Origin of the sequence: Polyangium sorediatum, from assembly GCF_029946465.1 — a bacterium.
Classification (GTDB): domain Bacteria; phylum Myxococcota_A; class Polyangia; order Polyangiales; family Polyangiaceae; genus Polyangium; species Polyangium fumosum.
In genome coordinates this window covers 324,788-351,277 of record NZ_JARZHI010000005.1, presented here as the reverse complement: position 1 = coordinate 351,277, position 26,490 = coordinate 324,788, and the positions used below count along the sequence as shown (strand labels likewise).

Sequence of the window (26,490 nt, the reverse complement as noted above, 5' to 3'; positions counted from 1 at the left end):
CGCGGCCGGCCGCATCGCGCCGTGGTCGAGCGTCGTGTTCGGCGCGCCGCTCTTTTGCCTCGCGTCCTTCTTGATGGGCCGCAAGACGCCCGCGCGCAACGCGCTCGCCTTCGCCGCCACAAGCTTCGCGGTCTATGCGATCATCGACGTCGCCGTGCTCGTCGCATCGAGCGACATCCTCTCGTACATCGGCATCGTCGCCCTCTCGCTCGGCACGAAGTTCTTCGGCGCGCTCCTCGGCGCCCGCTTCGCGCAGCAACGCTGATCTACGTGGCGAACCCCTCCTGCGGCACCACCTCCGGCGCGCCGGCTCGGAAGCGTCACGGCGACGGGACCGGCAGGACGATCGCCGAGGGCGCCTCGCGCGAGCGCGCGATCGTCTGGGTGGCGGCCACGTAATCGGACTCCTTCGCCGCAAAGATGCTGTCCACGTAGCGCTGCGGATTGCGATCGATGACCGGGACGCTGGTTTGGAGCTGCGTCTCCTCGACGTTGCAACCGCCCTGCTTCCACGTGCGATGAAACGCCTCGATGCGCCAGCGCTGCGTGTAACCGATAACCACGAGGCAGGCGTCTCCGAGTTCCCCTTTCGCCCGTCGCAAGGACATGATACGAGGCGCATGATGAACTTGTTTGACCCGAAGCAAGCGAGTATTTCGATGCACCGGCGCGCGAACCATCCCCTCGTCTGGCTCTTCCTTGCGCTCATCGCGCTCCCCGCATGCGGTGGAGGGATCGAGGGGGTACGCGCGCGCTCTCCTAAGGATCTTCAGTGCGACCCACAATCCATTCAGGTGCGTCCAGCATCCCCGTCGGGGCCCCCCGCGGGGCCGTACTACGCCGAAGGGTGCGACCAACTCTGGCGCTACGTGAGCCCGCCGGGCGGGAATACGGAAGGGACCGACGTGAAGGCAATCATCACGAAGCAGGCGACCTTCGATCTTTCGTGCAGCGCCGAGCAGCTCAAGTTTTCGATCCTCAACGCCGATACGTTCGGCGCAGAGGGGTGTGGGAAGAAGGCGAGCTACATCCTCGATTGCCCTGTCGGCGGCTGTAAGGCAGTGCAGAACACGCAGGCCCAGTAGACGGAAAGGCGAAGAAAAGACACGGGTGCGACTCGGTCGCCATGGACGTAGAGGGTGTTCATCAGGAAGTTTGGCCTCACCAGACTGGTCGTGCCAAACCTGCGTACATGAGCATCGACGAGCGATCTTCCCGCCAGGGTTATCCTTCCGACCTGACGGATGCCGAATGGGATCTCATCGCCGAGCTGCTTCCGACTCCGATCTGGGTCCGGAATCTCCAGGAGCCGAAGTCACCACGAAAGACGGCGTACTGGATGACATCCACGACCGTCTCCGCCGCATGGTGCGCGTGAAAGCCGGCCGAGAGCCAGAGCCGACCGCGGCTATCGTTGATAGCCAGAGCGTCAAAGCAACAGACGTCGGCGGCCCAACGGGCTTCGATGCAAAAAAAGGTGAACGGGCGAAAACGTCATCTTCTCGTCGACGTCATGAGGATGCTCCTCGGCGTGCTGATCACACCGGCATCGACGCAAGATCGTGATGGGGCCGTGCCACTGTTGCGGGAAGCTCATCGGAAGTATCCGACGCTCAAGCGCATATGGGCCGATGACGCGTATCACGGGAGCGTGATCGACAAGGCGCACGAGCCGGCGCTCGCCGGCCAGCAGCAGGACGAGGCGCGCGTCGCCGAGGTACGTCACCGCGCCTGCGGGCGCTCTCTCCAGCACGGTGCTCACGCCCGGCGGCAGGCCGCTTTTCATCGCGCGGACCGCTTGCGTCGCGCGGCGCCATCACGAGCTTCGTGCCGCAGAACGGGCATCTCGCTCGTGAGGCCGCTCATACGGCGTCGGCCCTCAAGCCTCCTTCGGCCGACGGATCACGAGCACGCCCCCCACCACGACGAGCGCCGCGAAGATCAAGAGGAACGCCATGTTGAACACGATGCAGCTCTCGTTGATCGTCGAGAGCGGCGTGAACTCGGCGAGGACGCGGCCCTCGTCGAGCTTGTTGGCGCTCTCGAAGTCGAGCCCGCGCGCGGCGAACTCGGGCGGCGGCGTTTCGAGCTTGCCTCCGCCCTCCGAGAGATTGATCACCTCGCCGGTCTTGAGGTTCACCGCCTCGTCGAACGGCTGCGCGAGATCCGTGTAGACCCAGTCGCCTTTGCGGTACTGCGCGAAGTTCATGACCGTTCCGGCCGACTCGTTCACGCCGCAAAGAGGGCAGAAGGGAAACGTGCCCCGCCGGTACTTCGTGATGTTGACGCCGAACTTGTCGACACGGAAGGCACGATGATCGTCGATCTGCAGGAGCGCGAAGTCGTGCTGACGCTCGAACGACGTCGACGCGCCATGGGCGCGCACGCCTCCGGCGCCGGCCCAGTAGTAGATGCTGACGAGGAGCCAGAGGGCCACTGTTGCTCCCGCAACCGCCTGGAACCACTTCGGAATACGCTGCGCTGACATCGGGGCGACCCTAGATGAGGTCGTTCGGTTCGGCAACCACGCGCTTGAGAAGCTCGGCGAGGGAGGCGAGCGGTGGAGCCGGCCGTCATGCGAGACCAGGAGAGGTCGTAGGAGGGAGGACCCAAACCGATACGCGCATCGGTTCAAGTCGTAGGAGGGAGGACCCAAACCGATACGCGCATCGGTTCAAGTCGTGGGAGGGAGGACCCAAACCGATACGCGCATCGGTTCAAGTCGTGGGAGGGAGGACCCAAACCGATACGCACATCGGTTCCGGTCGTAGGGGGGAGGACCCAAACCGATACGCACATCGGTTCCGGTCGTAGGGGGGAGGACCCGACGTGATGTGCGTCACGCCAGAGCGTGCGCGACGCCTGTCGGTCGTTTTCGTGCGCAGCTCGACGTAACCCTTGGCACCCCAACGGTCAGCGGTGATGCTGCCGCGCCCGCTCTTTCCGCCCCGCCGTTTCGGCGAGGCACTTCGGAGGAACGTATGCCAACGCATCTTGCCGACTTCCAGACACGATCGGCCAGCCCTATGAAATCCAGCATCGCCCGCATCCTCGGCGCCCTCGCGCTCGGGGGCCTCCTCGGCGTCATCCCGGCTTGTAGTTCCGGCCCGTCCGCGCCCGCCTCGCCGCCCGCCGCGTCGCCCGCGCGCGCCTCCGCCCCCGTGGACCTCGACGCCGTCGTGCGCTCCGTGCGCCTCGCCTATCGGGCCTCCGGCGACCACTTCGTCGGGGGCGGCCCTGCTTATGAGGTCGCGTATTCCGCGGGCGCCTTCGACGTCGCGCCCCGGCCGGGGGATCACAGCACGTCGGCCGCCGCTCGCTTTCGCACGGTGGACGTCGCGCGCGGCGGGGCGCACCTCGACGGCGCGCCGAGCCCGCGCGTGGCCCCGGACGGCCACCTCTCCATCACCCGCGGCGCCGTGGAGGAGCACCTGCGCAATGCGGAGGGCGGCGTCGAGCTTTCGTACTCTTTCGCCGAACGGCCGGCCGGCGCGGGGGATCTCGTCGTCCGGATCGAGGTCTCCGGCATGGCGCCCTCCGGCGAGACCCGCTCGGGCCACCATTTCGTGGATCCGGGGACGAACCTCGGCGTCAAGTTTGGCAAGGCCACCTGGATCGACGCGCGGGGCGCGAAGACCGACGTGCCCGTGCGGGTCGCGGACGGCTCCCTCGAGCTCACCGTGCCGGCGGACGCGATCGACGCGTCGGCGTACCCCGCGGTGCTCGACCCGATCCTTTCGCCCGAGGTCGGGATGGATGCGCCGCTGCTCGTCCAGCCGGCCAACCAGCAAGAGGACCCGGCGATCGCGTACGGCGGCGGGCAATACCTCGTGGTCTGGCAGGATCGACGCGCTTACGTGGATCACATCTATGCCACGCGCGTGCAGCCGGACGGCACAGTCCTCGACGAATATGGCATCGATATCGGGCGGGGCACCGACCCGGCCGTGGCCTCCGACGGCCAGGACTTCCTGGTCACGTACACGGCCCTGCAAAACGTCTACGCCGCGCGCGTGACCAGCGCTGGCCAGGTGGCCGGGGGCGAGCTCACGATCAGCGCGGGACCGAAACAGGAGCGGACCCCCGACGTCGCCTTCGACGGCACGAATTACGTGCTCGTCTGGGACGACAGGCGCAATTATTCGAATTCCCGCTCCGACATTTACCGCGCGCGTGTGACCCCGGCGGGCGTGCTGCTCGACCCGAACGGCGTGCTCACGGCGACGGACCTGGGCAATCCGTCGCTCGGGAGCGGGCACGAGCCCGCCATCGCTTCGAATGGCCAGGGCTCGCTCCTCCTCTGGGACGACGGCCGGATCCTCGGCGCGCGTGTCGACCCGCTGGGCAATGTGCTCGACGCCACGCCCTTCCCCGTGAGCCCGCCGGTCGTGGGCGATGATCGCGACGAGGCCCCGGCGCTCGCTTTCGTCCACGGGGCCTACATGGTGGCTTGGACGCGCGGCGACACCTTCTATCCCCAAACGGTGATGGCAACACGCGTGGACCCGATGGGCGTGGTGCTCGACCCGGCAGGAATCGTCGTCACGCAGACGGCCGACGAGGATACATACTTCACGAACATCGCCGTGGGCTCCGATGGACAGGACGCGGTGGTGCTCTTCACGAAGGGCGTTCACGAGAACAACTGGGGATCGTATCGCGTGCGCCTCGATGCGCAGGGCGTGTTGCTCGACGCGACGCCGGCGGTGCTCGCTTCGGTCAGCCGAGGCCACGCGATCACCGTGGCCCCCGCGCCTTCCCTCGCCGTGTATTCGGACGACGGGACGTCGGACGGACCCGCCGAGGACACGTTCCTGGCCGGGACGCGCCTCGCGCCGGGCGGCGCCGCGCTGGACGTGCCGGGCATTCTGCTGTCGAAGAGCGCCAATGCGCAGTTCATCCCCGCCGTCTCGTTCGACGGGACGAACTTCCTCGTGGTATGGGCCGATCACCGCAATTACGATACGGGGAACAAATTCCTGGATCTCTGGGGCGCGCGCGTGAGCCCCGCCGGCGTCCTCCTCGACCCGAGCGGGATCCCGATCCGGAGCGCGGCGGGCTGGAATTTCGCCCCGCGGGTCGTCTTCGACGGGACGAACCACGTGGTCGCCGCTTGGCGGATCGGCGGCCTGCCGTCCGGCGGCGGTGATCCGAGCTGGAACCCGGAGACCGTGCGGGTGAGCCCCGCGGGCACGGTGCTGGACGCCGTCCCCCTCGTGATCAATGTGTGGGGGTACGAGAATGAGCCCATTGCGATCGCCTCGAACGGTGCGGAGACGCTCCTCGCGAACGACTCTTATGATGGCATCGAGATCGCGCGTGTGACCTCGGCGGGGACGCTCGCCGCGCCGCCGACGATGGCCGTCGAGGTGATCGAGAACTGGTTCGGCCTCCGGCCCGCGGTCTCGCATGGCGGCGCCGGCTACCTCCTGGCCTTCCGGGACGAGCTGAACGGCAATGGCCTCGTGGCATCACGGCTCGACGCGACGGGCAACCTGCTCGATCCGAGCTTCCTGCAGGTCTCGACGTCTCCGACCGCCAAGGTCGGGCGGCCGGCGATCGCGTCGAACGACACGATGCACCTCGTGGTCTGGGCCGAGCCGGCCGTCCCGAGCAATTCCGGCTCCACCCTGCGCGCGGCGCGCGTGGACGCGAATGGAACGGTGCTGGATCCGGGTGGCTTCGTGCTCGTCGACAAGATCCCGAGCCTGCAATACGACGCGCCTTGCTCGTCCTTCTACGTCACCCAGTATTACGGGCCCTGCCCTGCCGTGGCCTACGACGGCAAGAGCTTCGTGGTCGTCTGGCGGTCGCCGCCCGACGAGGTGACCTTTACCGTGGATCTCGCCGGGGCGCGGGTGGGGACGGATGGAACCATCCTCGAGACGTTCCCGGTCTCGTCCGGCCCCGCGTTCGAGGGTCCGCCCTCGCTCGTCGCGCGGGGGAATGGCAAGACGCTGGTCAGTTATGAGCGGTTCGTCCCGGAAATGCCCTACGCGGCGAGCCGGGTGCATGCGCGGCTCTTGCGGGTCCCGCAGGCGCTGGGCGACGCGTGCGACGTGGGCGAGGATTGTGATTCGGGCGCCTGCGACGCGGGCGTCTGCGTGATGCCGAACGCCGGTGTTGGCGGCGCGGGCGGTGCGGGCGGCAATGGTGGCGCCGGTGGCAATGGCGGAAGTGGTGGTGCAGGCGGAAGCGGCGGCGCAGGCGGCAGTGGTGGAGCCGGCGGCGCGGGCGGCAATGGTGGAGCCGGCGGCGCGGGCGGCAGCGGTGGCGCTGGAGGCAATGGCGGCAATGGCGGCAATGGTGGAGCCGGCGGCGCAGGCGGCAATGGCGGCAATGGCGGAAGCGGCGGCGGGGGCGACCCCAGCGGCGGCGCTTGCCACGCGTCCGGCGCTCCGACGGAGAACGGCGGCTCCCTCGGGGTTCTCCTGATGGGCGCGCTCTTCGCCGCGGGCCGGCGCCGCAACCGCGCGCAAAACGTGAAGCGCTGATCCCGACCCCACCTTTCCAGATGCGGCGAGCCCCACGCCTCAGGTAGGATCTCCCCCTCTACCCTGAGACTGGAGCTTGCCGCATGCGTCGTCCCCTCACCCTCGCCGCCATCGCGATTCCCCTCATCGCCGCTTTCTTCGCCGCGTGCGGCGGATCGGGCAGTGAAACCACCCAGGGCGCCGGCGCCGCGAGCAGCAGCGGATCGGGCGGCGCAGGCGGCGCGGGCAACGGCGGCGAAGGCCTCGGCGGCGACATCTTCGGCGACAGCGGCGTGGGCCAGCTCGTGTCGATCGACGTCACGCCGAAGGACCTCGTGATCGAGGTCGTCAATGGCCAGATCCCGCCGCCCATCACCTACAAGGCGACCGGCCTCACGAACTCGGGCAGCGTCGTCGACGTCGTCGGCTCGTGGACCTACGATCGCGGCGACATCGGCAACATCGTCCCGGCGAACGGCGCGTTCACCGCGAGCGGCCTGCTCGGCGGCACGGGCACCGTCACGTTCGAGGCCGACGGCGTGAAAGGCTCGACCACGGCCACCGTCAAGCTCCGCTACCTCGACGATTCGCAGATGATCGATCCGAGCATCAAGCAGCAGTTCCCCACGGCTGCCGAGGCGGATCCGGCCCTCTCGCTCCTCTATCCCTACGACAAGACCGTCTTCCCGCGTGGCCTGCTCGGGCCCACGATCCAGTGGAATGGCGGAAACGCGGGCGACGTCTATCACATTCACATCAAGAGCCCCGCATTCGAATACGAGACCTGGCGCACCGTGCCGCCGCCCTCGCGCTTCGATTTCCCCAAGCTGCCCGACGACATCTGGCGCAAGCTCACCGACTCCACGAACGGCGACGTGCAGGTGGACATCGCCCGCTTCGACGGGACGAAGGCCTATGTCGCGAAGACGCAGACCTGGAAGATCGCCCCGGCAAACCTCGCGGGCACTATTTATTACTGGGAGGTCAACACGGGCAGCGTCGTGCGCATCAAGCCGGGCGATCTCGGCCCCGAGGCATTCCTCACGCCGCCCCCCGGCGTCGGCTGCGTGGCCTGCCACAGCGTCTCGAAGGATGGGACGCGGCTCGTGGCCTCGTTCCACGGTGGATATAGCCCCTGGGGCACGTTCGACACGGCGACGGGCACGTCGCTCTTCAACACGAATGCCTCGTCCGGCTTCCAGGCGATCTCGCCGAACGGCTCGCACGTGCTCTGGCGGCACTGGAACGACGGCGCCTTCAATGGGACGGGTTTCCTCTCGCTCAGCACGTACAACAGCGACGTCGAGCTCGCCCAGTTGAACCCGGGTGGTGGTTTCCCCTCGCACCCGGCCTGGTCGGGCGACGGCCAGAAAATCGCGTTCAGCATGCGCACCGACGGCAATGGGCTCGATTTCACGCAGTCGACGTTGTGGGTGACGGACGTGAACCTGGCCGTCCCGTCCTTCTCGAACACGAAGCAGATCGTGACGAACGACGCCGGCCGGCCCACGGTCACGTTCCCGACCTTCAGCCCCGACTCGAAATGGATCGCGTTCGAGCGCTCGACGATGGCGCGCTCGCGCGGCGCGCTCGCCGAGATCTGGCTGACGAACACGGACGGCTCGGTGGTCATCCCGCTCGACAACACGAATGGCATGAACCACATCGAGGCCGAGCAGACGACGACGAACTACGAGCCGACGTTCAATCCGTTCTCGCTCGGCGGGTATTTCTGGCTCGTCATCGTGTCCGAGCGCAAGTACGGCAATACGCTGCTCGACACGAACCCGAACACGCGGCGCAAGCAGCTCTGGGTGACGGCGATCGACGCGAATCCGGTGCCCGGCCAGGATCCGAGCCACCCAGCGTTCTGGCTCCCCGGCCAGGGCCTCGACAACCAGAACATGCGCGGCGAATGGGCAAAATCGCCCTGCAAGCAACTCGGCGAGGGTTGCAACGCCGGCTTCGACTGCTGCGACGGCTTCTGCAAGCCCGACGCGCAGAGCGGCGCGCTCGTCTGCTCCGACCAGGCGCAAGGCTGCTCGAAGCTCGGCGAGGCTTGCATGTCGTCCGCGAATTGCTGCGACCCGGACGCGAAATGCATCGGCGGCTTCTGCGCGTCCGACGGGCCGAAGTGACGTAACGTCCCTCGGGCACCCCCGGCGCGGGAGGCGGCGCCGCGCCCGGGGCTCCGCCCCGGACCCCGCGGGGGGCTGTCCGCCCCCTCGACCCCGGACCAGCGAGGCGCTGGACCCAGGGTTGAAAAACTGCGCTCCGCGCAGTTTTTCAAACAGGCCGACGAAGGAGCCGGGGTGCCAGCAGAACCCGCAACGCGGCTGCCTTGGTTGGCAACGCCGTTGCTGGTCTTGACCGGGCCTGTTCGATGAACTGCGCATCGCGCAGTTCATCGAGCTTGGGTCCAGCGCCTCGCTGGTCCGGGTGCAGGGGCGGATAGCCCCTGCTGGGGCCTGGGGCAAAGCCCCAGCTCCGCGGCTTCGAGAACGAAGAACCCGCGCTCGCGGAAAATCACCCCGAACATGCTAGGGTCGGGTCCCATGGCGCAACCCTTCGACGCGGAGCTCGAAGAGCTCGTCAGCAAGTTCTCCCGCGACTTGGCAGACCAGATCCGCGCGCTCCTCCTCCGCCGGCTGGGGATCGAGCGCGCGCCGGCCACGCGCGCCCCCAACCCGCGCACGGTGCAAGTGCGGTCCGCGCCGGCCTCCACGCCCTCCGCGCCCACCTCCTCGCGCACGAAACGCGCGCCGAACCGCGCCCCGGCCACGGTCCGCGCCCCCGTCTCCGAGCGCCGGAACGCTGCACGCCCGACGCACGAGGAGCGCGCCGCGGCCATCGAGCGCATCGCCCGCATCGTCGGCAATGGAAGTGGCCTCAGCGTCGGCGAAATCGAGCGGCAGTCGGGGTTCACGCGCTCCGCCGTCGGCTCCGCGCTGAAGGCGCTCAAGGATCAGGGGCGCATCTTCATGGGCGGCACGAAGCGCTTCGCCCGCTACGCGACCACCCAGGCCGCCGCCGATCAGGCCAGCCTCGAAGCCCGACGCGGCGCCGCGGCTTGACCCTCGGATGACCTGGCTCGACGCACTGCTCCTCGGCGCGCTCGAGGGCCTCACCGAGTTCTTGCCCGTCTCGTCGACCGGTCACCTCATCCTGCTCGGCGCCTGGCTCGGCAAACACGACGAGGTCGCGAAGACCCTGGACGTCGTGATCCAGCTCGGCGCCGTGGTCGCCGTCGTCGTGTACTACCGCGCCCGCCTCGCCGCGCTCGCCCGCGGCTGCCTGCGCAAAGACCCCGCGAGCCTGCGCCTGCTCGCGGCGCTCGCCGTCGCCTTCCTCCCGGCCGCGCTCGTGGGCTTTCTGCTGCACGGCTTCATCAAGGAGCGCCTCTTCGGCCCCGGGCCCGTCGGCCTCGCGCTCATCGTCGGCGGCGTCGTGATGACCGGCGTCGACGCATGGCGGCGCAGAAACGGCGCGGAGGCGGGCGCGGACGACGATCCGGATCTTGCCTCCATCACGCTCGGCCGCGCCGCCGTGATCGGCCTCTTTCAGTGCTTCGCGCTCTGGCCCGGCGCGTCGCGCTCCATGACCACGATCGTGGGCGGCCAGCTCGCCGGCCTGCGCACGAAGGCCGCGGCGGACTTCTCCTTCCTGCTCGCCATCCCGACGCTCGGCGCCGCGACCGTGTACGACCTCGCCAAGGGCGGCGCGGCGCTCCTCGCCTCTCCCTCCGGCCCGCTCTCGCTCGCCGTCGGCCTCGTGGCCTCGTTCGTCGTCGCGTGGCTCGTGATCGCCGCATTCCTGCGGTACCTCACGCGCTTCGGCCTCGCGCCGTTCGGCGTCTACCGCATCGCCCTCGGCGCGCTCGTCCTCTGGATCGCGCGCGGCTGAGCCGACGAAAGAGCGCTTCATTTCGAGATCACGAGTCGATACAGTGCGCGCCTCATGAAGAGGTCCCTGCTTCGCCGGACGAGCGCCGGCTCCTCCGTCGTGGCGCTCGCCGCGCTCGCGACCGCGGCAGCCACCGCCTGCTCGTCCACGCCGCCGCCCGCGCCCAAGCCCATCACCAAGCCCGCGCCGCCGCCCCTGGTGGTGGCCGCGCCCGCGCCCCTGCCGCCCTCGCGCTGGTCGTCCGCGGGCGGCGCGACCGAGGTGGGCCCGAAGCTCGACGCGGGCACGCTCGTCCTCGTCGGCGGGCGCCGCGCGCTCGTGGGCAAGGACGGCTCCGTGAAGGCCGAGACCGTGCCCTCGCCCGAGCCGCTCGAAGAGGTGGTCGAGGTCCCGATGCCGGGCGGCGGACGCCGCCTCGTGGCGCGGGGTCATCGCGGGGTCTATCGGCTCGACGATCCGCTCGGCGCCCCCAAGCCGCTCGCCCAGGCCGAGCAGGACATCCGCGCGATGGGCGCGTACGCGGGCCTCGTCGCGGTGTGGACCTTCGGCGGCGACATGCCTCGTTTCGTCGACGTGGAGACGGGACGCATCAAGCCCGTGACCACGCTGCCGCCCCTGCCTTTGCGCGCGGTCGCGTTCCGCGACAGCAAGGAAGGCGCGGGCGTCTTCGACGGCGTGGGCCTCGCGGTCACGGCCGACGGCGGCGCGACGTGGAAGCGCGTGACCGAAGACGTGAAGGGTGACGCGCTCCGCGTGTTCGAGCTCGCGCTGCGGGACGGCATGCTCCGCGCGTTCGTGTACGACGAGGGCCGCGACGCGCCGATCGACGTGGCGCAGGCGCGCCTCGGGCGGCTCGCGGAGCACACGCCGAAGGAGGACGAGCCGGCGCTCGTGAAATGGATCCGCGCGACGCACCGCGATCCGCTGGCGGCCGCGGCCGCGGCGGGCGTGTTCTTGCCCGACGGCAGCGCGATCGTGGCGAGCCACGGCCTGCTCGCGCGGGTCGACACGAAGACCGGCATGGTCACGGCCACCGCGGAGTTCGCGCGCGGCGACGGGCTCGGCGCGTGTGGCATGAGCCGCGCCGGCAAGCACGCGTGGATCGCTTGCACGCTCAGCGAGGAGATGGGCGGCGATCGGTACGATCCCTTCGGCGTGATGCGCGTCTCGCTCGAAGGCGGCACCTTGAAGCCGGAGCGCCCGGCGCTCCTCCGCAGCGGCGAGGCCGAGCTCCGCACCTCGCCGAGCGGCGGCGTCCTCTTGCTCGGCCCCTGCAGCACCGACGACGACGGCGACATCTGCGCGCGCCAGCCCGACGGCCGCTGGCTCACGCTGCACGGCGAGATCGACCTCTACCCGCGCGGCGCCGGCCCGCTCTCCGACGGCCGCATCGCGTTCGTGCGCAACATTTGGGAGGGCGACGTCCCCGAGTCCGAGCGCCGCGACGAGGAGGAATCCGCGCGCGACCGCGACGAGGAAGAGGAGCCGCGCGAGGAGGGCGAGGGCGATCGCGAAGACAAACCCGTCCCCGAGCACAAGCGCGTCTACGTCGCCGCGCTCGGCGAGAACGGCAAGGAGGAGCGTATCGCCACGATCGACTTCCAGCCGATCGGCGAGCTGCGCGTGATCAGCGCGATCGAGGAGGACGACGAGCACACGCTCTCCTTCGTGATGGCCGACGACGACGGGATCTACGCGGTCTCGCAGCCCGCGGGCTCGGGCAAGGAGGCGCGCAAGCCGCACCGGCTCAAGGACGCGTCGAGCGCGCGCATCCGCGGCGGGCGTGGCATCGCCATCGGCGAGGAGGGGATCAGCGCGTCGAGCGACGGCGGCAAGACGTGGCAGGGCGTGCCGCTGCCGGAGCCCGTGCGCGCGTCGCTCTCCGACGTCAGCGGCCTGCTCGACGACGCCTCGGTGTTCAGCGTGTCCGAGGTCGGCCTGATGCTCGATCGGCACGTGCGGATCGGCTGGGGCGCCGAGGAGCCACGCGAGGACCGCGCCGAGCCTCCGTTCGACGTGACGATCGCGCGCGCCGAGACGACCTACGGTCCGGGCGCGGATCGCGTGCTCGCGTGCACGAGCGAGGGCTCGATCCAGGCCACGGCGCCGCTCTCCAGCTCGAGCCTCATCGCGCAGCTCCTCGGCAAGAAGGGCGCGGCGCCGAAGGGCACGCGGAGGGCGACGCGGACGGCGCCCACGGCGCGCAACGGGCTCATGGACGTGGTCGCGTTGCTCGAAGAAGAGGGACCGGACAAGCCCGGCTCAGAGCCGGCGAAGTGGACGCTCTCCTGGCACGACGCGGCCGAGGTAGGCGGCAAGGTGCGCACGTGGAGCGGCCCGCCGCCGAAGGGCACGGCGTGGGGCACGGAGCTGCGCGCGGCGGCAGGCAGCGGCGCCCGCGCGCTCTTCACGCTGCGCGTGGGCAGCTCGAAGAACCTGCTCGTGCGCACGAAGGCCGGCGGCGGCGTGGAGACGGCCGAGGTCGGCTACGACCTCCTGCCCACGAACGAAGTCGTGTTCGGCGTGGACAAGGGCGAGCCGATCGCGTGGATGCGCGACACCGCGCTCGTCGTGTGGGTCACGGGCGAGGCGCCGCGGATCATCGGGCACGTGGCGGCGCGGAGCACGCGCACGCTCGGCGAGCCGACGAAGGACGGGATCCCGGTCCTTTTGAGCGCGAACGATTGGAGCGCGATGCGGGTCTTCCCGATCCCGCCGCCCGAGAAGAAGGGCGCGCCGGCGCCCCTGCCGCTCGCGCCGACGCTCGAAGGCTGGGCGACGGTGCCGAACCTCCGCAACCTGGTCGGCAAGCTCGCTCCATGCGGGACGAAGCCCAAGGCGGGCGTGCGGTTCTTCGTGACGCGCGGGTATGCCCGGGCCGCGATCGACGGCGCGGTCGGCTCGCTCGCCTCGGCGCTCTACGATGTGCGCCTCTCGGGGAACGACGCCTGCATCGCGCAGGTGTCCACGCTCTACGCGCCGGACCGCGCCTCGGCGCGGCCCACGCCGCCGCCGCCTCCGGGACCCGGCAAGGGGGCTCCTCCGCCCGCGAAGAAGGGCCCGATCACGTTCGCGCGGGCGGACTTCCTCGGCAAGAAGGCCGAGGGCGGCGACCGTGGTCTGCCGGCCAAGGACCAGGTCTTCAAGCTGTCCTGCACGCTCGAAGAGCGGAAGTGATCGAAGCCGTCTCCCCCTGACTTGTACGGAAGGACCGAACAACCCAAGAGGTGTTCGTCATGTCCGACCGACCTCCCCACCCAGCCCACGAGCCGCCGCGCGCCGTCCGGGATCTGAGCGACGGCGTCGAGGACCAGCTCGTGCCGATCACGGCGCTCGATCCCCTGCAGATCAAGAGCTTCGACGATCTCGTCACGGCCATGGGCCGCACGGCCTTCAGCGGCCGCTCGCTCGGCGAGGCGTGCGACGTGCTGACGGAGATGACGCTCGATCCGGAGTGCCTGATCATCGCGACGTTCTCCGGCGCGATGACGGTCGCGAAGATGGGCCTCGTCATCGTCCGCATGATCGAAGCAGGGATGATCCACGCGATCGTCTCGACGGGCGCGCTGATGGCGCACGGGCTCAGCGAGGCCGTGGGGCTCACGCACTACAAGGCGAACCCCAACGTGCCGGACGAGGTGCTCTTTCAGAAGGGCTACAACCGCGTCTACGACACGCTCGAGATGGAGAAGAACCTCAACACGATCGACGAGTTCGTCCGGGCAGAGCTCGACCAGCTCGACCCGAACGTGCCGTGGTCGAGCGAGATGATCTGCCGTCAGCTCGGCAAGGCGCTCGCAGCGATGGGCGACTCTCCCGGCATCCTGCGCAGCGCCTACCTGCACAACGTGCCCGTCTACGTGCCGGCCTTCACGGACAGCGAGATGGGCCTCGACGTCGCGGTATGGAAGCTCCGGCAGATCCACGCCCAGCACGGGCGTGATCCGAACTTCGATCCCTTCAAGCACGCGGCCCCGCCGGCGTACAACCCGTTCCTCGATCTGCTGAGCTACGCGAAGCTCATCGGGACGAAGAAGAAGCTCGGCATCTTCACGATCGGCGGCGGCGTGCCGCGCAACTGGGCGCAGCAGGTCGGCCCGTTCTACGACATCGTGGGCCACCGCCTCGGCGTGGAGGTGGCTCACCCGCGCTTCCAGTACGGCGTGCGCATCTGCCCCGAGCCGGTGCACTGGGGCGGGCTCTCGGGCTGCACCTATTCGGAGGGCGTGAGCTGGGGCAAATTCGTCCCGCCGAACGAGGGCGGTCGTTACGCCGAGGTGTACGCCGACGCGACGGTCGCGTGGCCGCTGATCGTGCGCGCGGTGCTCGAGCGGCTGGAGAAGCGCCGCAGCAAGACGGCCGAGGTCAAGTAGGAGACCAATTACCGCAGCGAGGGATTTCCCCGCGGATCGCGGCGCCGCGCCCACTCGCACATCACCATGCCGGCGGCGATCGCCACGGGGTACGAGTGGTTGATCCCGTACATGGGGATGGCCAGGACCTGGCTACACGCTGCGAGGAGGTGGTCCGAGAGCCCGTCGTTCTCGCTGCCGAAGAGGAACACGAGGCCGTCGGGCATCTCGGCTTCCCACAAGGTCGTGCGCGCGTGATCTCGCTCGACGCCGATCAGCGGGCGGCCGCGTACGGCTTCGAGGAAGGCCTCTTCGTCGGGGCACTCGACGATCGTCTCGTACTTGGCCATCCCCATCGCGGCGCGCTCGTACCAGGGCTCGGTGCCGACGAGGAAGATCTCGCGCACCAGGAACGAGTGCGCGGTGCGGATGATGGCGCCGATGTTGAAGGGGTTTTTGGCGCGGCAGACGGCGATCGAGAAGGGGTGCCGGATCGGGGCGAGCTCCTCGCGGATCTCGTCGGTCGACAGGTTGAACGCGGGGACCTTCACGGATCAGTCGACTTGCCCGAACTCGGCAAACGTCGGGTAGATGGGCCCCTCGCGCAGGGTCACGCTCGCCGTCGTCCCGTCGGCGTGCCGCAGCACGACGGGCAGGCCGTCCGAGGGGATCGAGTTGAAGGCGCTCCGCACGGCGTTGCTGCTCATCGTCTTCACGTCCTTGCCGCCGATCTGGACGACCTCGTCACCTGGCTGCGCGCCTGCGCGCTCGGCGGGGCTGCCTCCGATCATGCGCGTCAGGAAGCAGGTGTCCGTGCGCAGCTCGAACCAGAGCCCGAGGCCGAACATGGCGTGGGCGCGCTCGTAGGCGATCACGACCTCGCCGGCGCCGGGCACGTCGATGCGGATGCGATCGCCGAGCACGAGATCCTCGGTCGCGCGGAAGTCCTTCACGCCGATGGGCTTGTCCGTGACGGTGTTCGCGTCCCAGATCTCCACGCGCATCTTGTCCGCGGACGAGACCTGGAAGTTGCCGCGCGGCGCGTCGTCCCAGCTCGGCTCGAGCGTCTCGTTCTTGGGGTTCGTGCGCAGCACCTCCTGGTCGTTGATGTACAGCTTGGCGTAGGGATCCGGCAGCTTGCCGAGGGCTTGTTTCCAGGTCCTGCCGTCGCGCATCGAGTCCTTGATCGTCCCGGAGACGAGGCGGATCCAGCGCAGGTCTTCGGGCGGCGGCGGATCGAGCGCCTGCTCGGCGGTGATCTTGCGGATGTTCGTCCCGATCTCGGGATACAGCGCGACGCATCCGGTCGAGAGCGCCGAGGCGGCGAGGGTGCTCGCGAGCACGAGCGCGGAGGCGAGTCTTTTCGTGTTCATCGCGGAGGGGAAGTTCGAGACGGAGTCACGGCGCGTCCGGGGCACCCTGGCCAAGGACGAAGCTCCTGTCTATCAGAGATCGTGGGGCGCTGCGGGGGCCCCCGATGACGCCTCGCTCCCTCTCCCCATGTCGTTCGGGTCTGCGGCCCGAATGCAGGCCGGCAAGCGAAGCAGTGGCTTGCCTGGACGCCTCCGTTTCATCACAAAAAGGGGAGCAGGCTCCGTCCATCCCCCCCACGTCTCACCGCGCTCGCGGAGAGGGAAATAACGCCATGGCTCGTCTCGTCGGCTTCGTCGGCAACCGTCCGGACCTCGGGGCACGGGTCCTCGAGCTCGAAGCGCGCCACCTCGCAGTCCACAAGCAGCCCGATCGGATCCCGGGCTGGGGTGTCGGCTTCTACCAGGGTGGCGAGATCCTCTTGAAACGCCGCCCCATCGACGATCGTCCGCAGGTCAGCATTGCCGAGATGACCCACGGCCTGCGCGCCGACACGTTGATCGCGCACGTGCGGCTCGGCACCGTCGGCGGCTCGCGCACGGAGAACACGCATCCCTTCCGGTACCGGCAATGGCTCTTCGCGCATACCGGCACGATCGAGGCCTTCTCCACGCTGCGCGGCCGCCTCTCGGACTCGCTCCCGCAGTTCTTGCAGCGGGATGTTCGGGGCGAGACGGACAGCGAGTTGCTCTTCCACCTCTTCCTTTCGTTCCTCCACGACGCCGGGGCCCTCGAACGTCAGGACATACCGCCGGAGACGGCGCGCAGCGCGCTCCGTTCGAGCATCGCGCTCGTCGACGGGCTCTCGGCCGAGGAGGGCAAGGGACCGAGCCGCATGAACCTGCTCGTCGCGGCCCCCGATTACGTCATCGCCATGCACGGGAGCGGCCGCATGGTTCGCCGCGTTTTCCAGGGCGCCTCGGATCTCGAACGGATCCTCGGCGACGGCGGCCTCGGGCGCATGCGCTTGCCCGACTTCGCCTCCTGCCGCCTCTCGATCCTCGCCTCCGACTTCGACGACGACCAGACGCCGCCCGGATGGACGGCCGTCCAGGACCGTGCGATCGTCACGCTCACCCGCACGGATGATCCTCTCATCGAGCCGATCTGAGCTGCCTCGCCGCGCGCGCGTCTCCATGGCGGCGTGCGTGCTCCTGTTCGTGGGCCTGCTTGGCTGCGGGGGCGCGGGGGCGCCTCTGTTTGCCACCACGTCGGAGCTGCCCGAAGGCTCCCGGAGGCCGGACGGCGTCGCGGTGGATCCGGCGAGCGCGCCGCCGCGCGCGCGGGACGTGGCGAACGCAGAGGCGGGGCTCGTCACGCTGCGCACGCCGCTCGGAACGGAGGCCGTGCTCACCACGGTGAGCGGGTTCTTCCGGGCGATCGTGAACGAGGACATGGAGGCGCTCGAAGGGCTCTTCACGCGGGACGCGCTGTCGATCAGCACGACCTACGGCCCGAGCGGCAGCTCGCCCTCGGCGCCGCTCTTCTGGACGCAACGCATGCGCCGGCTCGACTACACGCGGCTCGCCGGCGAGGTCGTCTTCCGCGAGGTGGAGCTCGAGGTCTACCGCGCGGAGGATGCGCTCACGTCCTCGCCGCACCCGGCGATCCGCGTCGAGGCGCTCTCGATGGGGGACGTCGTGGTGCGCGTGCCGATCACGACGTCCCGCGTGGGGTCGGATCGGCTCCTCGGCGAGGAGGTCGTGCTCTGGCTGCGCCGCGAGGGCGAGCGATACCGCATCTATCGCCTCGTCGAAGATTTTCAGATGCCTTGAGAATCGGGGCCAGGTCGCCCGATTGCCCGACCTCGCGCGGGTGACCACAATGTCTCCCATGAGTCGCCTCAAGGTCGCGTTCGTGGCGTCGGGCGGGGCCGTGCGAGGCCTCGCGCACCTCGGGGTCCTCAAGGCTTGCGAGGAGCTCGGCGTCTTGCCCGAGATCTTCGTGGGGACGAGCTCCGGCGCGCTCATCTCCGCGACCTATGGCCAGGACATCCCGCTCGACGTCCTGCTCGACGCGTATCGCCTGCCGTGGCGGCGCCGTCATCGTGGCCCTCGGCTCTTCCCGTCCACGTTCCTCGGCCTGCCGAGGCCCGCGGAGCTGCTCGATCCGGGGCACCTCGCCTCGGGGATCTTCTCGGCCGACCGCCTGGAGACCTACCTCTCGAGCTTCTTGCCCATCAACGATTTCCGCAAGCTCCCGAACTCCGTGTTCGTGACGGCCGTGGACATCGACACGGGCGAGCGCGTGGTGTTCGGTCCGGGCTACGAGGAGACGACGCCGGTGAGCCGCGCCGTCGCGGCGAGCTGCTGCGTGCCCGGGATCTTTCGCCCGTTCCGCATCGGCAGCCGGTACTACGTGAACGGCGAGGTGGCGCGCACGCTCTCGGCGGACATCGCGATCGCGGCGGGGGCCGACGTGGTGATCGTCTCGAACGTGTATAAGCCGGAGCACGTGCGCGAAGGGCGGCGTAGCCTGGCGCGGCGCGGCCCCTTCCCTGTGCTGCGGCAGTCGCTCAGCGTGCTGCTCACGGAGAAGGAGCGGCAGGGCGTGGAGCTTTACGGAAAGCTCCACCCGCACGTCACGTTCCTCGACATCGCGCCGGAGATCGGGGCCTTCAGCTACCTGAACCGGTTCGCGGTGCGATCGCTCGTGCTGCGTGGATATCGGCAAGCGCTGCGGGTGCTGGCCGAGGCGAAGGAGAAGGGCTTGTTCGAGCGGACGAACAAGCAGACGAGCCCGCTGAATTGACCCGGGAGCCGCCCGCGCCCGGGGCTCTGCCCCGGACCCCGCGGGGGGCTGTCCGCCCCCTCGACCCCGGACCAGCCAGGGGCTGGACCCAGGGTTGAAAAACTGCGCTCCGCGCAGTTTTTCAAACAGGCCGACGAAGAAGCCGGGGTGCCAGCCGAACCAGCAGCACGGCTGTTTTGGTGGGGAACGTCGTTGTCGGTCTTGACCGGGTCTGTTCGATGAGCTGCGCGGAGCGCAGGTCATCGAGCTTGGGTCCAGCGCCTCGCTGGTCCGGGGTGGAGGGGGCGGACAGCCCCCTCCTGGGGCCTGGGGCAAAGCCCCAGCGCAGCGGCCTCGTCACATGCCGCCGACGATGCGGAACTCGTTGTTGTAGGGCACGAGCTCGAGGCGGTTGTCCTCGACCTTGCGGCGCCACTCCTCGCCGCGCGTGCCGGGGATGCGGTAACTCGCGCTGTACGTGTAGTCGACGAAGAACATGCCGTCTTCGTGCGAGATGCGGCGGTAGCGGATCTCGTAGCGGATCGCGCGCGCGTCCTGAAAGGCGCCGCTCAGGTAGGCCTTCAAGCCGGCGTAATCGATGTCGTCGCCCGGATCGACGTTGCCGCCGTCCTCGTAATAGTCGGGCGACGCGAAGCTGTAGAGGACGGAGAGATCCTTCTCCTCGACGGCGTGCCGATACTTCTCGCAAAATGCGATGATCTTGCGGTTTTCGTCGGTGTCCTCCACGTCGGTGTTGGGGATGTAGCGCGTGGCGCATCCCGTGAGCGTGGAGAGGGCGATCGCGAAGGCGGCAAGGGTTCGGGTCGAAGGCATCGAGGTCCACGCGCAACTTGCCAGAGGACCCCTACCCCCGGCAAGCCGACCGCCATTTTGTCACGAAATCGAGGACGATTGCCTGCAAGGCAAGATGCCCGAGAGGGCCCGCGTCAGGGTCGCTCGTGATGTCAGGGTCGATCGAAGCAAGCGCATTTTCCGCGGAAGCGCCGAGGAACACAGCCATCGCGCCCTCAGCGTAGGCGCGGCCCGCGGCGGATGTGCATGACAGAAGATCACGCGCGGCAGGGCCGGCTTCGTCGACCGCGAGCACGACGACACGATCCGCGTCGCCCATCGCGACGAGCTCCGCGCCGACGGAGAGCGCCTCGGTGCCGCCGTCGAGGCCCGCGTTGACGGCGAAGCTCGGGCCGCGGAGCTGGTAGACGATCGCGCACTCGCCCGCGACGGCGTTCGGCGAGGTGGCCGGGAAGAGGCGTGGATCGACGGCGCCGGGGCCACGCGCGCGGCGGCGCGCGTCGAAGCGCTCGTTCGTGTCGAGCGTGGCGAGCGCGTGGCCCGCGACGATGCCGGCGCCTGCGAGGGCCTCGCGCCCGACGACACGCGCGAGCTCGGCGACGGCGCGCATCCCGAGCCGGCAGAGCGGATCGAGGCGCGCGAGGCGATCCCGCGCGACCCCCGTCAGCGCAGAGAGCTCGACGAGGTCGACGCTCGTGATCGCGGCGTGCGCGTGCAGGTACACGGGGCGCGCTCGTCGCGGCGCGCGTCCGCTCGGCGCACGCGTGAGGACGAGCGCGGCGTTCGCGCCGCCAAACGCAGCCGAGAGCTTGAGCGCGGCGTCGAGCGGGCGCGCCTCGGCGTGATCGAGCAGGGCGACGGCGGCGTCCGGATCGAGCTCGCCTTCCCCGGCCGCGGCGGGCGCGATCCCGCGGCGGAGCGCGTCGGCCGCGGCGAGGGATTCGAGCACGCCGGCCGCGCCGAGCGTGTGGCCGATCTGGGCCTTGAAGGGGTGGACGACGGGGGCGGGCACGGCTTCGAAGAGCCGGGCGATCGCGCGGGACTCCATCGCGTCGTTGAAGGGGGTCGCGGTCGCGTGGGCGCTGACGAGGCCGATCGACGCGGGGGCGAGGCCGCTGTCGGCGATCGCCGCGGCCCCTGCGCGCGCGAGGCCGTCGCCGGTGCGGTCGGGCGCGGTGATGTGCACGGCGTCCGTGGAGGCGCCGAAGCCGGCGACACGGACGAACACCGAGGCGCCGCGGGTGTGCGGTTCGCGGACGAGCGCGACGAGGCCGGCGCCTTCGCCGAGGCTCATGCCGTCGCGGCCGACGCGAAAAGGCCGGGGACGTGAAGCCGTGGTCGCGCGGAGAACCTCGAAGCCGGTCGCGACGAAGCCCGAGACCGCGTCGTAGCCGCCGGCGATCACGAGGTCACAGGCGCCCCGGTCGAGCCATCGCAGGCCGAGGCCGATCGCCAGGGTCGAAGCGGCGCACGCGGCGACGAGGTGTACGCGGCGAACGTTGGGGCTCGAAAGATCCGCGGCGGCGAGCGCTTCGTCGAAGGGCGCGAAGTAGGTGGCGCGTCGGGCGAGCGCGGCGCGTTCGTCCTCGCGAGCCGCCTCGCCGCGGGCCCAGGCTTCGCGGGCCGCAAACCACCGCGTCGCCCCGATCATCCCGCCGCTCGACGTGCCGACGGCGATCCCAAGGCGTTCGTTCCGCCAAGCGGGGCGCGTCTCGTCGAGGGAGCGCACGATCTGCCCGAGCGCACACGCGAGCAGCGCCGCCGCGGGATCCTCGAAGGCCGTGCCCGCGGGGAGCGGGAGCGAGCCGGGCGCGCGGGCGGCGAAGGGGCGGGCGAGGCCGGCGCGGGCGAGGTCTTCGTCCCGGGCGAGGACCCCACGCGCCGGCGCGCCGACGTCCCCCGCGTGGTACGCGCTCGGGCCCACGCCGAGCGCCGAGACGGCGCCGACCGCGATCACGCATGCATCACTCACGAGGCGCCTCCTCCCGCGGCAACGTCCTCCGCAGGCGCATCCGGATCCGTGAAGGCGCGCGGGTTCGGCGCGCGCCCTTTCTCCTCGCCCTCACACGTGACGGTGACGGTGAGCCCGGTCGAGGCCTGGCGGTAGCGCACGGTGCCGCACCCGATCCGATCGGCCTCCACGCTCTCCTCGTCGAGTTTTTCCGCGCGGATCCCATCGCTCGACCACGTCGTGCGCCGCGCCGAGAGCGCCCCCGAATGCGCCGCGTAAAGCTCGATCACGGCCGCGCCGTCGCGCAACGTGAACCGATCCCCCGAAGGCGCGGCCTCGTGCCAGAGCAGCCGCCCCGACGCGGGCCGGAGCAGCCACCAGCGGAGGAAATCCACGGGCAGCCCGCGTGTCTCGGCGCGGGGCGTCGACGCGTCGCCGCGCTTCAAGAGGTCGATCGCGGGGACCGCAAAACGAAAGCGCTCCCCGCGCACCCAGAGGTCGAGCGCCGTGGTGCCGCCGGGCCCGAGCAGGATCATGCGCAGCGCGTCCGGCGGCGCGATCGCCACGGCGCCACGCGCCTCCAGCGTGCGGCCCGTCAAAGGCTCCCGCAGCGCGAGCGCGAGCCGGAGCGTCCGCGCGCCCTCGCCCTCGGCCGCCTTCGAGATCGCCGCGAGCTTCTTCCGCGCCTCCCGCCAGCGCGCGAGCGTCGGGGCCTCGGCCGCGCGCGGGGCGAGCGCGGCCGGCGCCGCGCACGAGGTCACGCCGAGGAGCAACGTGAAGGCCCCGAGCAAGCCGGCGCGGCCCATCACGACGAACCGGATTCGTCCGGCGATCGCTCGGCCGTGAGCAGCAAAGCGTACCCCCGCTCGGGCGCGTGCCCCACGACGAGCGCAGCGTCGAGCTCGCCCCGCGCGATGGCGGCGAGGGCCGCGGCCAGGGCGAACCCGCCCGCGCCCTCGTGCACGCCCGACCGCGGCGCGACGGCGCGATGCGGGACACGCGCCCAGGCCTCGGGCAAATGCAGGCCGGGCGGGAGATCCTCCTGCCCGGTGAGGACCGCGGAATGCTGGGACGGCGCCGGTGCGTCCTTGAAGACGCCCTCGCCCGCGCCACGCCACGACGTCCACCAGGGCAAACGCGCGAGCGGCCGGATCCCGCGCGCCTTCGCGTGCTCCTCGGCTTCGAGCAGGATCGCGCTCGCGCCCTCGCTGCGGACGCCGCGCGCTTCGCCCGAGCAGATCGGCCCGAGGCAACGCTCGATCATCGGGCTCGCCTCCTCCACGCTGCCGGCCGCGAGCACCTCGCCCTCGCCGACCGCGATCAGGTCCGCCGCCGTCACGACCGCGCACTCGGCCGTCACCCCGAGGTCGGCCACGGCGAACACGGGCCCGCGCAGCCCGAGGTAGATCGACGCGTGCCCAACAGGCGACGAGGGCACGAGGTTCGGGAAATCCGCCGGGCTCGCGAACTTCACGCCCTTCTCGTAGATGCGCCGCATGAACGCGGTCGAGCCATCCACGCTGCCGAACGCCGCGCCGAGGATCGCGCCCACCTCCGTGCTGATCGAGGCATCGAGCGGATCGAGGCCCGCGTCGCGCAGCGCCCGCTGGATCGCCACCGCCGAGAGCCGGCCCGCCCGATCGAGCCTGCGCGCGCGGCCCACGTCGAGGTGATCGGCCGCCTGGAAGGCGATCGGCCCCGGCGCGGGCGCAGGACCTGGCTTCAGGTACGCGTCGTTCTCCCGCGCGCCGAGCACCCCGAGCGGGCCGATGGTCGCCGCGGAGACCACCACCACCGCGCGCCGCGGCAGCGCCTCGGGAGCGGGAAACACGCCCGGCGCGGCGAACACGAGCGACGTGTCCGTTCCTCCGAAGCCGAACGAGTTCGACATCACGGCACGCACGTCCGCCTTCGTCGCGCGTGTCGCGTGCGCGAGCGGGCATGCGGGATCGACCTCTTCGAGCCCCTGCGTCGGCGGGATCTCGCCCCGCGCGATCGTCATGACCGACACGGCCGCCTCGATCGCGCCCGCGGCCCCGAGCGTGTGCCCGATCTGGCCCTTCACCGACGAGACCAGGACGCGCTCGGCCTCCGGCCCGAAACAAGCGCGGATCGCGGCCGCCTCCATCGAGTCGTTCAGCGGCGTCGCCGTCCCGTGCGCGTTCACGTGGTCGATGTCCGCGGGCGAGAGGCGCGCTTTCGCAAGCGCCGCCTGCATCACGCGCGCCGCCGTCCGCCCCTCGCGCTCGGGGTTCGTGATGTGGTGCGCCTCGGCGCCCACGCCCCAGCCGACGAGCTCCGCGATCGGCCGCGTCACGCCCCGCGCGCGGCTCGTGTCTTCGGGTTCGAGCACGAGGAACGCCGCGCCCTCGCCGAGGTTCAGGCCCGCGCGGCGTTTGTCGAACGGGCGGCACGGGTTCGGATCCACGGCCGAGAGCGCGCCGAACCCCGTGTACGTGAGCCGGCAAAGCCCATCGGCGCCGCCCGCGACCACACAATGCGAGACGCCCGCGCGGATCCAGGCCGCCGCGAGCAGGAGCGCGTTCGCCCCGCTCGAACACGCGCTGCACAAGCTGCGCACGCGGCGGAACGGCCCCACCGCGGCGCGCACGTGATCGGCCGTCGACGAGAGCGGGTGCGTGAGCATGGCCCGGAGCGGCTTGATCGCGTCCGCGTCCCGCGACAGCTCCGCGAGCAAATCTTCGGTCTCGTACATCCCGGCGGTCGTGCCGCCGACGATCAGATCGATGGGCGCGGCCGCGGGCGCGACGCCGGCCTGCACGAGCGCCTCGCGCACCGCGAGCACGCTCATCGCGTCCGTGCGCGACCACGCCTCGGCGTCGCCCTCGGGCGCGACCTCGGCCGCCGAGATCCCGGGCGCCTCCGCGGCGAGCCGCGTGCGCATGTCGGGCAGATGAAAAAGCGAGAGCTCGCCGAAGGCGCGATCGCCCGCGAGCAGCCTGTCCATGGTGACGCCGGCCCCGCGCCCGAGGGGCGAGACGACGCCAATGCCGGTCACCCAGATGCGCATGCGCCCCTCGGCCTCGTCACGGCGCCGCCCGGCGCGTTCGGCCGGGCGACAACGGAAAACGTCCTCGTCAGGCCGCGGCCTTCGCGCGCACGATGTGGTCGGCGAGCGCGTTGACCGAGGCGAAGATGCTGCGGGCCTCGTCCCCCTCCGGGACACGCACGCCGAATTTTTCTTCCACGGACATGGCGAGCTGAAGTGCGTCGAGCGAGTCGAGCCCGAGCCCGCGCCCCTCGCCGAAGAGCGGCGCCGCGTCGTCGATGTCCGACGGCGCTTTTCCTTCGAGGTTCAGCTCGGTGACCATGAGTTCCTTGAGCTTCTGCCGCACGTCCGCAGGATCCATGGGGTTCAACGCGTCCCAGGTAGCACGAAACCGTGCCCCGTTTGAAGGTGGTTCGCGCCGCCGCGCCCCGAGGCCGGCGTCGCGGAAGGAAGGAGAACACGCGCGCATCGCGAGCGTGCCCGCCGTGGCGCAGGCGGTGGATCCCGTCGCGCCGCCACGGTAAATGGGGCGCGCCATGGCTCTTGTCGAGTGCGAAACAAGATCTCGCGTCGCCGTCCTCACGCTGAACGACCCGCCGGTGAACGGCTACACGCACGAGATGATGAAGGAGCTCGACGCGGCGATCCTCGCTTGCCGCTTCGATGACGCGGTGCAGGCGATCGTCGTGACGGGTCACGGCGAGAAGTTCTTCTGCGCCGGCGCCAACATCAACATGCTGAAGACCGCGGCGCCGAGCTTCAAATACCAGTTCTGCCTGCACGCAAACGAGACGCTCCTGCGCCTCGAGCACACGCCGAAGCTCGTGATCGCCGCGCTGAACGGCCACACCGTGGGCGGCGGTCTGGAGATCGCGCTCGCCTGTGATCTGCGCGTGGCGCGGCGCGGCGCCGGGAAGGTGGGCCTGCCCGAGGTCGCGCTCGGCGTCTTGCCGGGCACGGGCGGCACGCAGCGGCTCGCGCGGCTCGTCGGAAAACCGCGCGCCATCAAGCTCATGTGCGAGGGCACGACGTTCGACTTCGACACGGCGCTCGCCTACGGCCTCGTCGACGAGGTCTGGCAGACGGAGACCCACGCCGCGTTCCTCGACCGCGCGATCGCATATGCCCAGGGCTTCACGACCCCGGGCCGCGCGTCCCTGGCCGTCGGGCGTATCAAGCGCGCCGTGCAGACCGGTATGGAAATGGGCCTGGAGCAGGGTCTCGCCTTCGAGCGGGAGCTCCAGGCCGAGCTCTTCGCCTCCGAGGACGCCCGCGAGGGCATCGCGGCCTACGTCGAGAAACGCAAGGCGTCGTTCCAGGGCAAGTGAACCGCGGCCGGGCGTGGTAGAACGTCAGACATGTCGACGAAGGACATCGAGAGCTTCGAGGAATTCTGGCCGTTTTACGTGCGCGAGCACAGCCTCAAGGCGACGCGCCTCTTCCACTTCGCCGGGACGACCGCGGCGGGGCTGACGGCCCTCGCGGCGATCGCGCTGCGCCGCCCGGCGCTCGTCCCGATCGCGCTCGTGGCCGGCTACGGGCCCGCGTGGTTCTCCCACTTCTTCATCGAGAAGAACAAGCCCGCGAGCTTCAAGTACCCGCTCTGGTCCTTCGCGGCCGACTGGGTGATGTGGAGCAAGATGCTCCGGGGCACGATGGACGCCGAGGTCGAGCGCGTGACGTCGAGCAACGGCAAGGGCCACGACGAGGACGAGGCCACGGCCGGCTACACGCACTACCAGGCCGGCACGAACGGGGTGAACTGAAGGACCCCGTCGACCGCAGGGATATCCATCCCTCGCACGTCGACAAGGACGCGAACCGAGCCGCCGGAGAGGCCTGGCCACCTCGCCAGGTCACACCCCTCCGCGGGATCGCCGACGCGTC

General features: G+C 70.3%; 23 protein-coding genes and 1 pseudogene. 15 read left to right on the top strand and 9 right to left on the bottom strand.

Annotated features, from left to right (window positions below; translation table 11 throughout):
- The first annotated feature begins 34 nt into the window (after nucleotides 1–34).
- Nucleotides 35–265 carry a hypothetical protein gene (locus tag QHF89_RS09305; protein WP_136972547.1) on the top strand — a complete coding sequence of 77 codons (231 nt, stop codon included), beginning with the start codon at nucleotides 35–37 and terminating at the stop codon, nucleotides 263–265.
- A gap of 55 nt (nucleotides 266–320) precedes the next feature.
- Here the strand turns inward: QHF89_RS09305 and QHF89_RS09300 are convergent, their stop codons facing one another.
- A complete protein-coding gene (locus QHF89_RS09300) occupies nucleotides 321–563 on the bottom strand; it encodes a hypothetical protein (RefSeq protein ID WP_136972546.1) in 243 nt (80 codons plus the stop codon).
- A gap of 342 nt (nucleotides 564–905) precedes the next feature.
- Between QHF89_RS09300 and QHF89_RS09295 the strand changes: the two genes are divergently transcribed.
- The 3 genes and pseudogenes from QHF89_RS09295 to QHF89_RS50145 form a co-directional block, all read left to right on the top strand.
- Nucleotides 906–1,085 carry a hypothetical protein gene (locus QHF89_RS09295; RefSeq protein WP_284720275.1) on the top strand — a complete coding sequence of 60 codons (180 nt, stop codon included), beginning with the start codon at nucleotides 906–908 and terminating at the stop codon, nucleotides 1,083–1,085.
- A gap of 107 nt (nucleotides 1,086–1,192) precedes the next feature.
- A complete protein-coding gene (locus tag QHF89_RS09290; RefSeq protein ID WP_136972545.1) occupies nucleotides 1,193–1,378 on the top strand; it encodes a hypothetical protein in 186 nt (61 codons plus the stop codon).
- Between the two features lie 87 nt (nucleotides 1,379–1,465).
- Nucleotides 1,466–1,612 (top strand): annotated as a pseudogene (locus QHF89_RS50145) (transposase); the annotation flags it as partial.
- A gap of 267 nt (nucleotides 1,613–1,879) precedes the next feature.
- Here the strand turns inward: QHF89_RS50145 and QHF89_RS09280 are convergent.
- On the bottom strand, nucleotides 1,880–2,488 hold the full coding sequence (locus tag QHF89_RS09280; RefSeq protein WP_284720273.1) for a hypothetical protein: 609 nt from the start codon (nucleotides 2,486–2,488) through the stop codon (nucleotides 1,880–1,882).
- A gap of 538 nt (nucleotides 2,489–3,026) precedes the next feature.
- Between QHF89_RS09280 and QHF89_RS09275 the strand changes: the two genes are divergently transcribed.
- The 6 genes from QHF89_RS09275 (at nucleotide 3,027) to QHF89_RS09250 (ending at nucleotide 14,749) form a co-directional block, all read left to right on the top strand.
- A complete protein-coding gene (locus QHF89_RS09275; protein ID WP_284720272.1) occupies nucleotides 3,027–6,494 on the top strand; it encodes a hypothetical protein in 3,468 nt (1,155 codons plus the stop codon).
- An 83-nt stretch (nucleotides 6,495–6,577) separates the two neighbouring features.
- Complete coding sequence (locus tag QHF89_RS09270; RefSeq protein ID WP_136972543.1) at nucleotides 6,578–8,611, top strand: PD40 domain-containing protein; 2,034 nt, start codon at nucleotides 6,578–6,580, stop codon at nucleotides 8,609–8,611.
- A gap of 417 nt (nucleotides 8,612–9,028) precedes the next feature.
- Entirely contained in the window at nucleotides 9,029–9,547 is a 519-nt protein-coding gene (locus QHF89_RS09265) for a hypothetical protein (protein ID WP_136972542.1), read from the top strand.
- A gap of 7 nt (nucleotides 9,548–9,554) precedes the next feature.
- A complete protein-coding gene (locus QHF89_RS09260) occupies nucleotides 9,555–10,376 on the top strand; it encodes an undecaprenyl-diphosphate phosphatase (protein ID WP_136972541.1) in 822 nt (273 codons plus the stop codon).
- Nucleotides 10,377–10,430: 54 nt separating this feature from the next.
- Nucleotides 10,431–13,553 carry a beta propeller repeat protein gene (locus QHF89_RS09255; protein WP_136972540.1) on the top strand — a complete coding sequence of 1,041 codons (3,123 nt, stop codon included), beginning with the start codon at nucleotides 10,431–10,433 and terminating at the stop codon, nucleotides 13,551–13,553.
- Nucleotides 13,554–13,612: 59 nt separating this feature from the next.
- Entirely contained in the window at nucleotides 13,613–14,749 is a 1,137-nt protein-coding gene (locus QHF89_RS09250) for a deoxyhypusine synthase family protein (RefSeq protein ID WP_136972539.1), read from the top strand.
- 8 nt (nucleotides 14,750–14,757) lie between these two features.
- Here QHF89_RS09250 and QHF89_RS09245 read toward each other — a convergent pair whose 3' ends face one another.
- Nucleotides 14,758–15,279, bottom strand: a complete 522-nt coding sequence (locus QHF89_RS09245; RefSeq protein WP_136972538.1) for a TrmH family RNA methyltransferase — start codon at nucleotides 15,277–15,279, stop codon at nucleotides 14,758–14,760.
- 3 nt (nucleotides 15,280–15,282) lie between these two features.
- On the bottom strand, nucleotides 15,283–16,101 hold the full coding sequence (locus QHF89_RS09240; RefSeq protein ID WP_136972537.1) for a PDZ domain-containing protein: 819 nt from the start codon (nucleotides 16,099–16,101) through the stop codon (nucleotides 15,283–15,285).
- 272 nt (nucleotides 16,102–16,373) lie between these two features.
- Between QHF89_RS09240 and QHF89_RS09235 the strand changes: the two genes are divergently transcribed.
- From QHF89_RS09235 to QHF89_RS09225, 3 genes are read left to right on the top strand one after another with little or no spacing between them, the layout of a single operon-like run.
- Entirely contained in the window at nucleotides 16,374–17,210 is an 837-nt protein-coding gene (locus tag QHF89_RS09235) for a class II glutamine amidotransferase (RefSeq protein WP_136972536.1), read from the top strand.
- Entirely contained in the window at nucleotides 17,185–17,874 is a 690-nt protein-coding gene (locus QHF89_RS09230; protein ID WP_136972535.1) for a hypothetical protein, read from the top strand. Before QHF89_RS09235 ends, QHF89_RS09230 begins: the two co-directional genes overlap by 26 nt.
- A gap of 58 nt (nucleotides 17,875–17,932) precedes the next feature.
- Complete coding sequence (locus QHF89_RS09225) at nucleotides 17,933–18,850, top strand: patatin-like phospholipase family protein (RefSeq protein ID WP_136972534.1); 918 nt, start codon at nucleotides 17,933–17,935, stop codon at nucleotides 18,848–18,850.
- A gap of 336 nt (nucleotides 18,851–19,186) precedes the next feature.
- Here the strand turns inward: QHF89_RS09225 and QHF89_RS09220 are convergent, their stop codons facing one another.
- The 5 genes from QHF89_RS09220 to QHF89_RS09200 all read right to left on the bottom strand — a co-directional run bounded on the left by QHF89_RS09220 (nucleotide 19,187) and on the right by QHF89_RS09200 (nucleotide 24,964).
- Nucleotides 19,187–19,663 (bottom strand): hypothetical protein, encoded by a 477-nt coding sequence (locus QHF89_RS09220; protein ID WP_232379760.1) that lies wholly within the window; start codon nucleotides 19,661–19,663, stop codon nucleotides 19,187–19,189.
- A gap of 31 nt (nucleotides 19,664–19,694) precedes the next feature.
- Complete coding sequence (locus QHF89_RS09215) at nucleotides 19,695–21,614, bottom strand: beta-ketoacyl synthase N-terminal-like domain-containing protein (RefSeq protein WP_136970974.1); 1,920 nt, start codon at nucleotides 21,612–21,614, stop codon at nucleotides 19,695–19,697.
- Nucleotides 21,611–22,399: a hypothetical protein gene (locus tag QHF89_RS09210; RefSeq protein ID WP_284720285.1), complete on the bottom strand. Its 789-nt coding sequence runs from the start codon at nucleotides 22,397–22,399 to the stop codon at nucleotides 21,611–21,613. Before QHF89_RS09210 ends, QHF89_RS09215 begins: the two co-directional genes overlap by 4 nt.
- Complete coding sequence (locus QHF89_RS09205) at nucleotides 22,399–24,624, bottom strand: beta-ketoacyl synthase N-terminal-like domain-containing protein (protein ID WP_136970972.1); 2,226 nt, start codon at nucleotides 24,622–24,624, stop codon at nucleotides 22,399–22,401. Before QHF89_RS09205 ends, QHF89_RS09210 begins: the two co-directional genes overlap by 1 nt.
- Nucleotides 24,625–24,691: 67 nt before the next feature.
- Nucleotides 24,692–24,964, bottom strand: coding sequence for a phosphopantetheine-binding protein (locus tag QHF89_RS09200; protein WP_170229404.1), 273 nt, complete (start codon nucleotides 24,962–24,964; stop codon nucleotides 24,692–24,694).
- A gap of 175 nt (nucleotides 24,965–25,139) precedes the next feature.
- Here QHF89_RS09200 and QHF89_RS09195 point away from each other — a divergent pair, with 175 nt between their 5' ends.
- Together QHF89_RS09195 and QHF89_RS09190 are read left to right on the top strand one after the other, a co-directional pair.
- Nucleotides 25,140–25,931, top strand: coding sequence for an enoyl-CoA hydratase/isomerase family protein (locus QHF89_RS09195; RefSeq protein ID WP_136970971.1), 792 nt, complete (start codon nucleotides 25,140–25,142; stop codon nucleotides 25,929–25,931).
- A 30-nt stretch (nucleotides 25,932–25,961) separates the two neighbouring features.
- Nucleotides 25,962–26,369: an Mpo1-like protein gene (locus QHF89_RS09190; protein WP_136970970.1), complete on the top strand. Its 408-nt coding sequence runs from the start codon at nucleotides 25,962–25,964 to the stop codon at nucleotides 26,367–26,369.
- The last annotated feature ends 121 nt before the right edge of the window (nucleotides 26,370–26,490 follow it).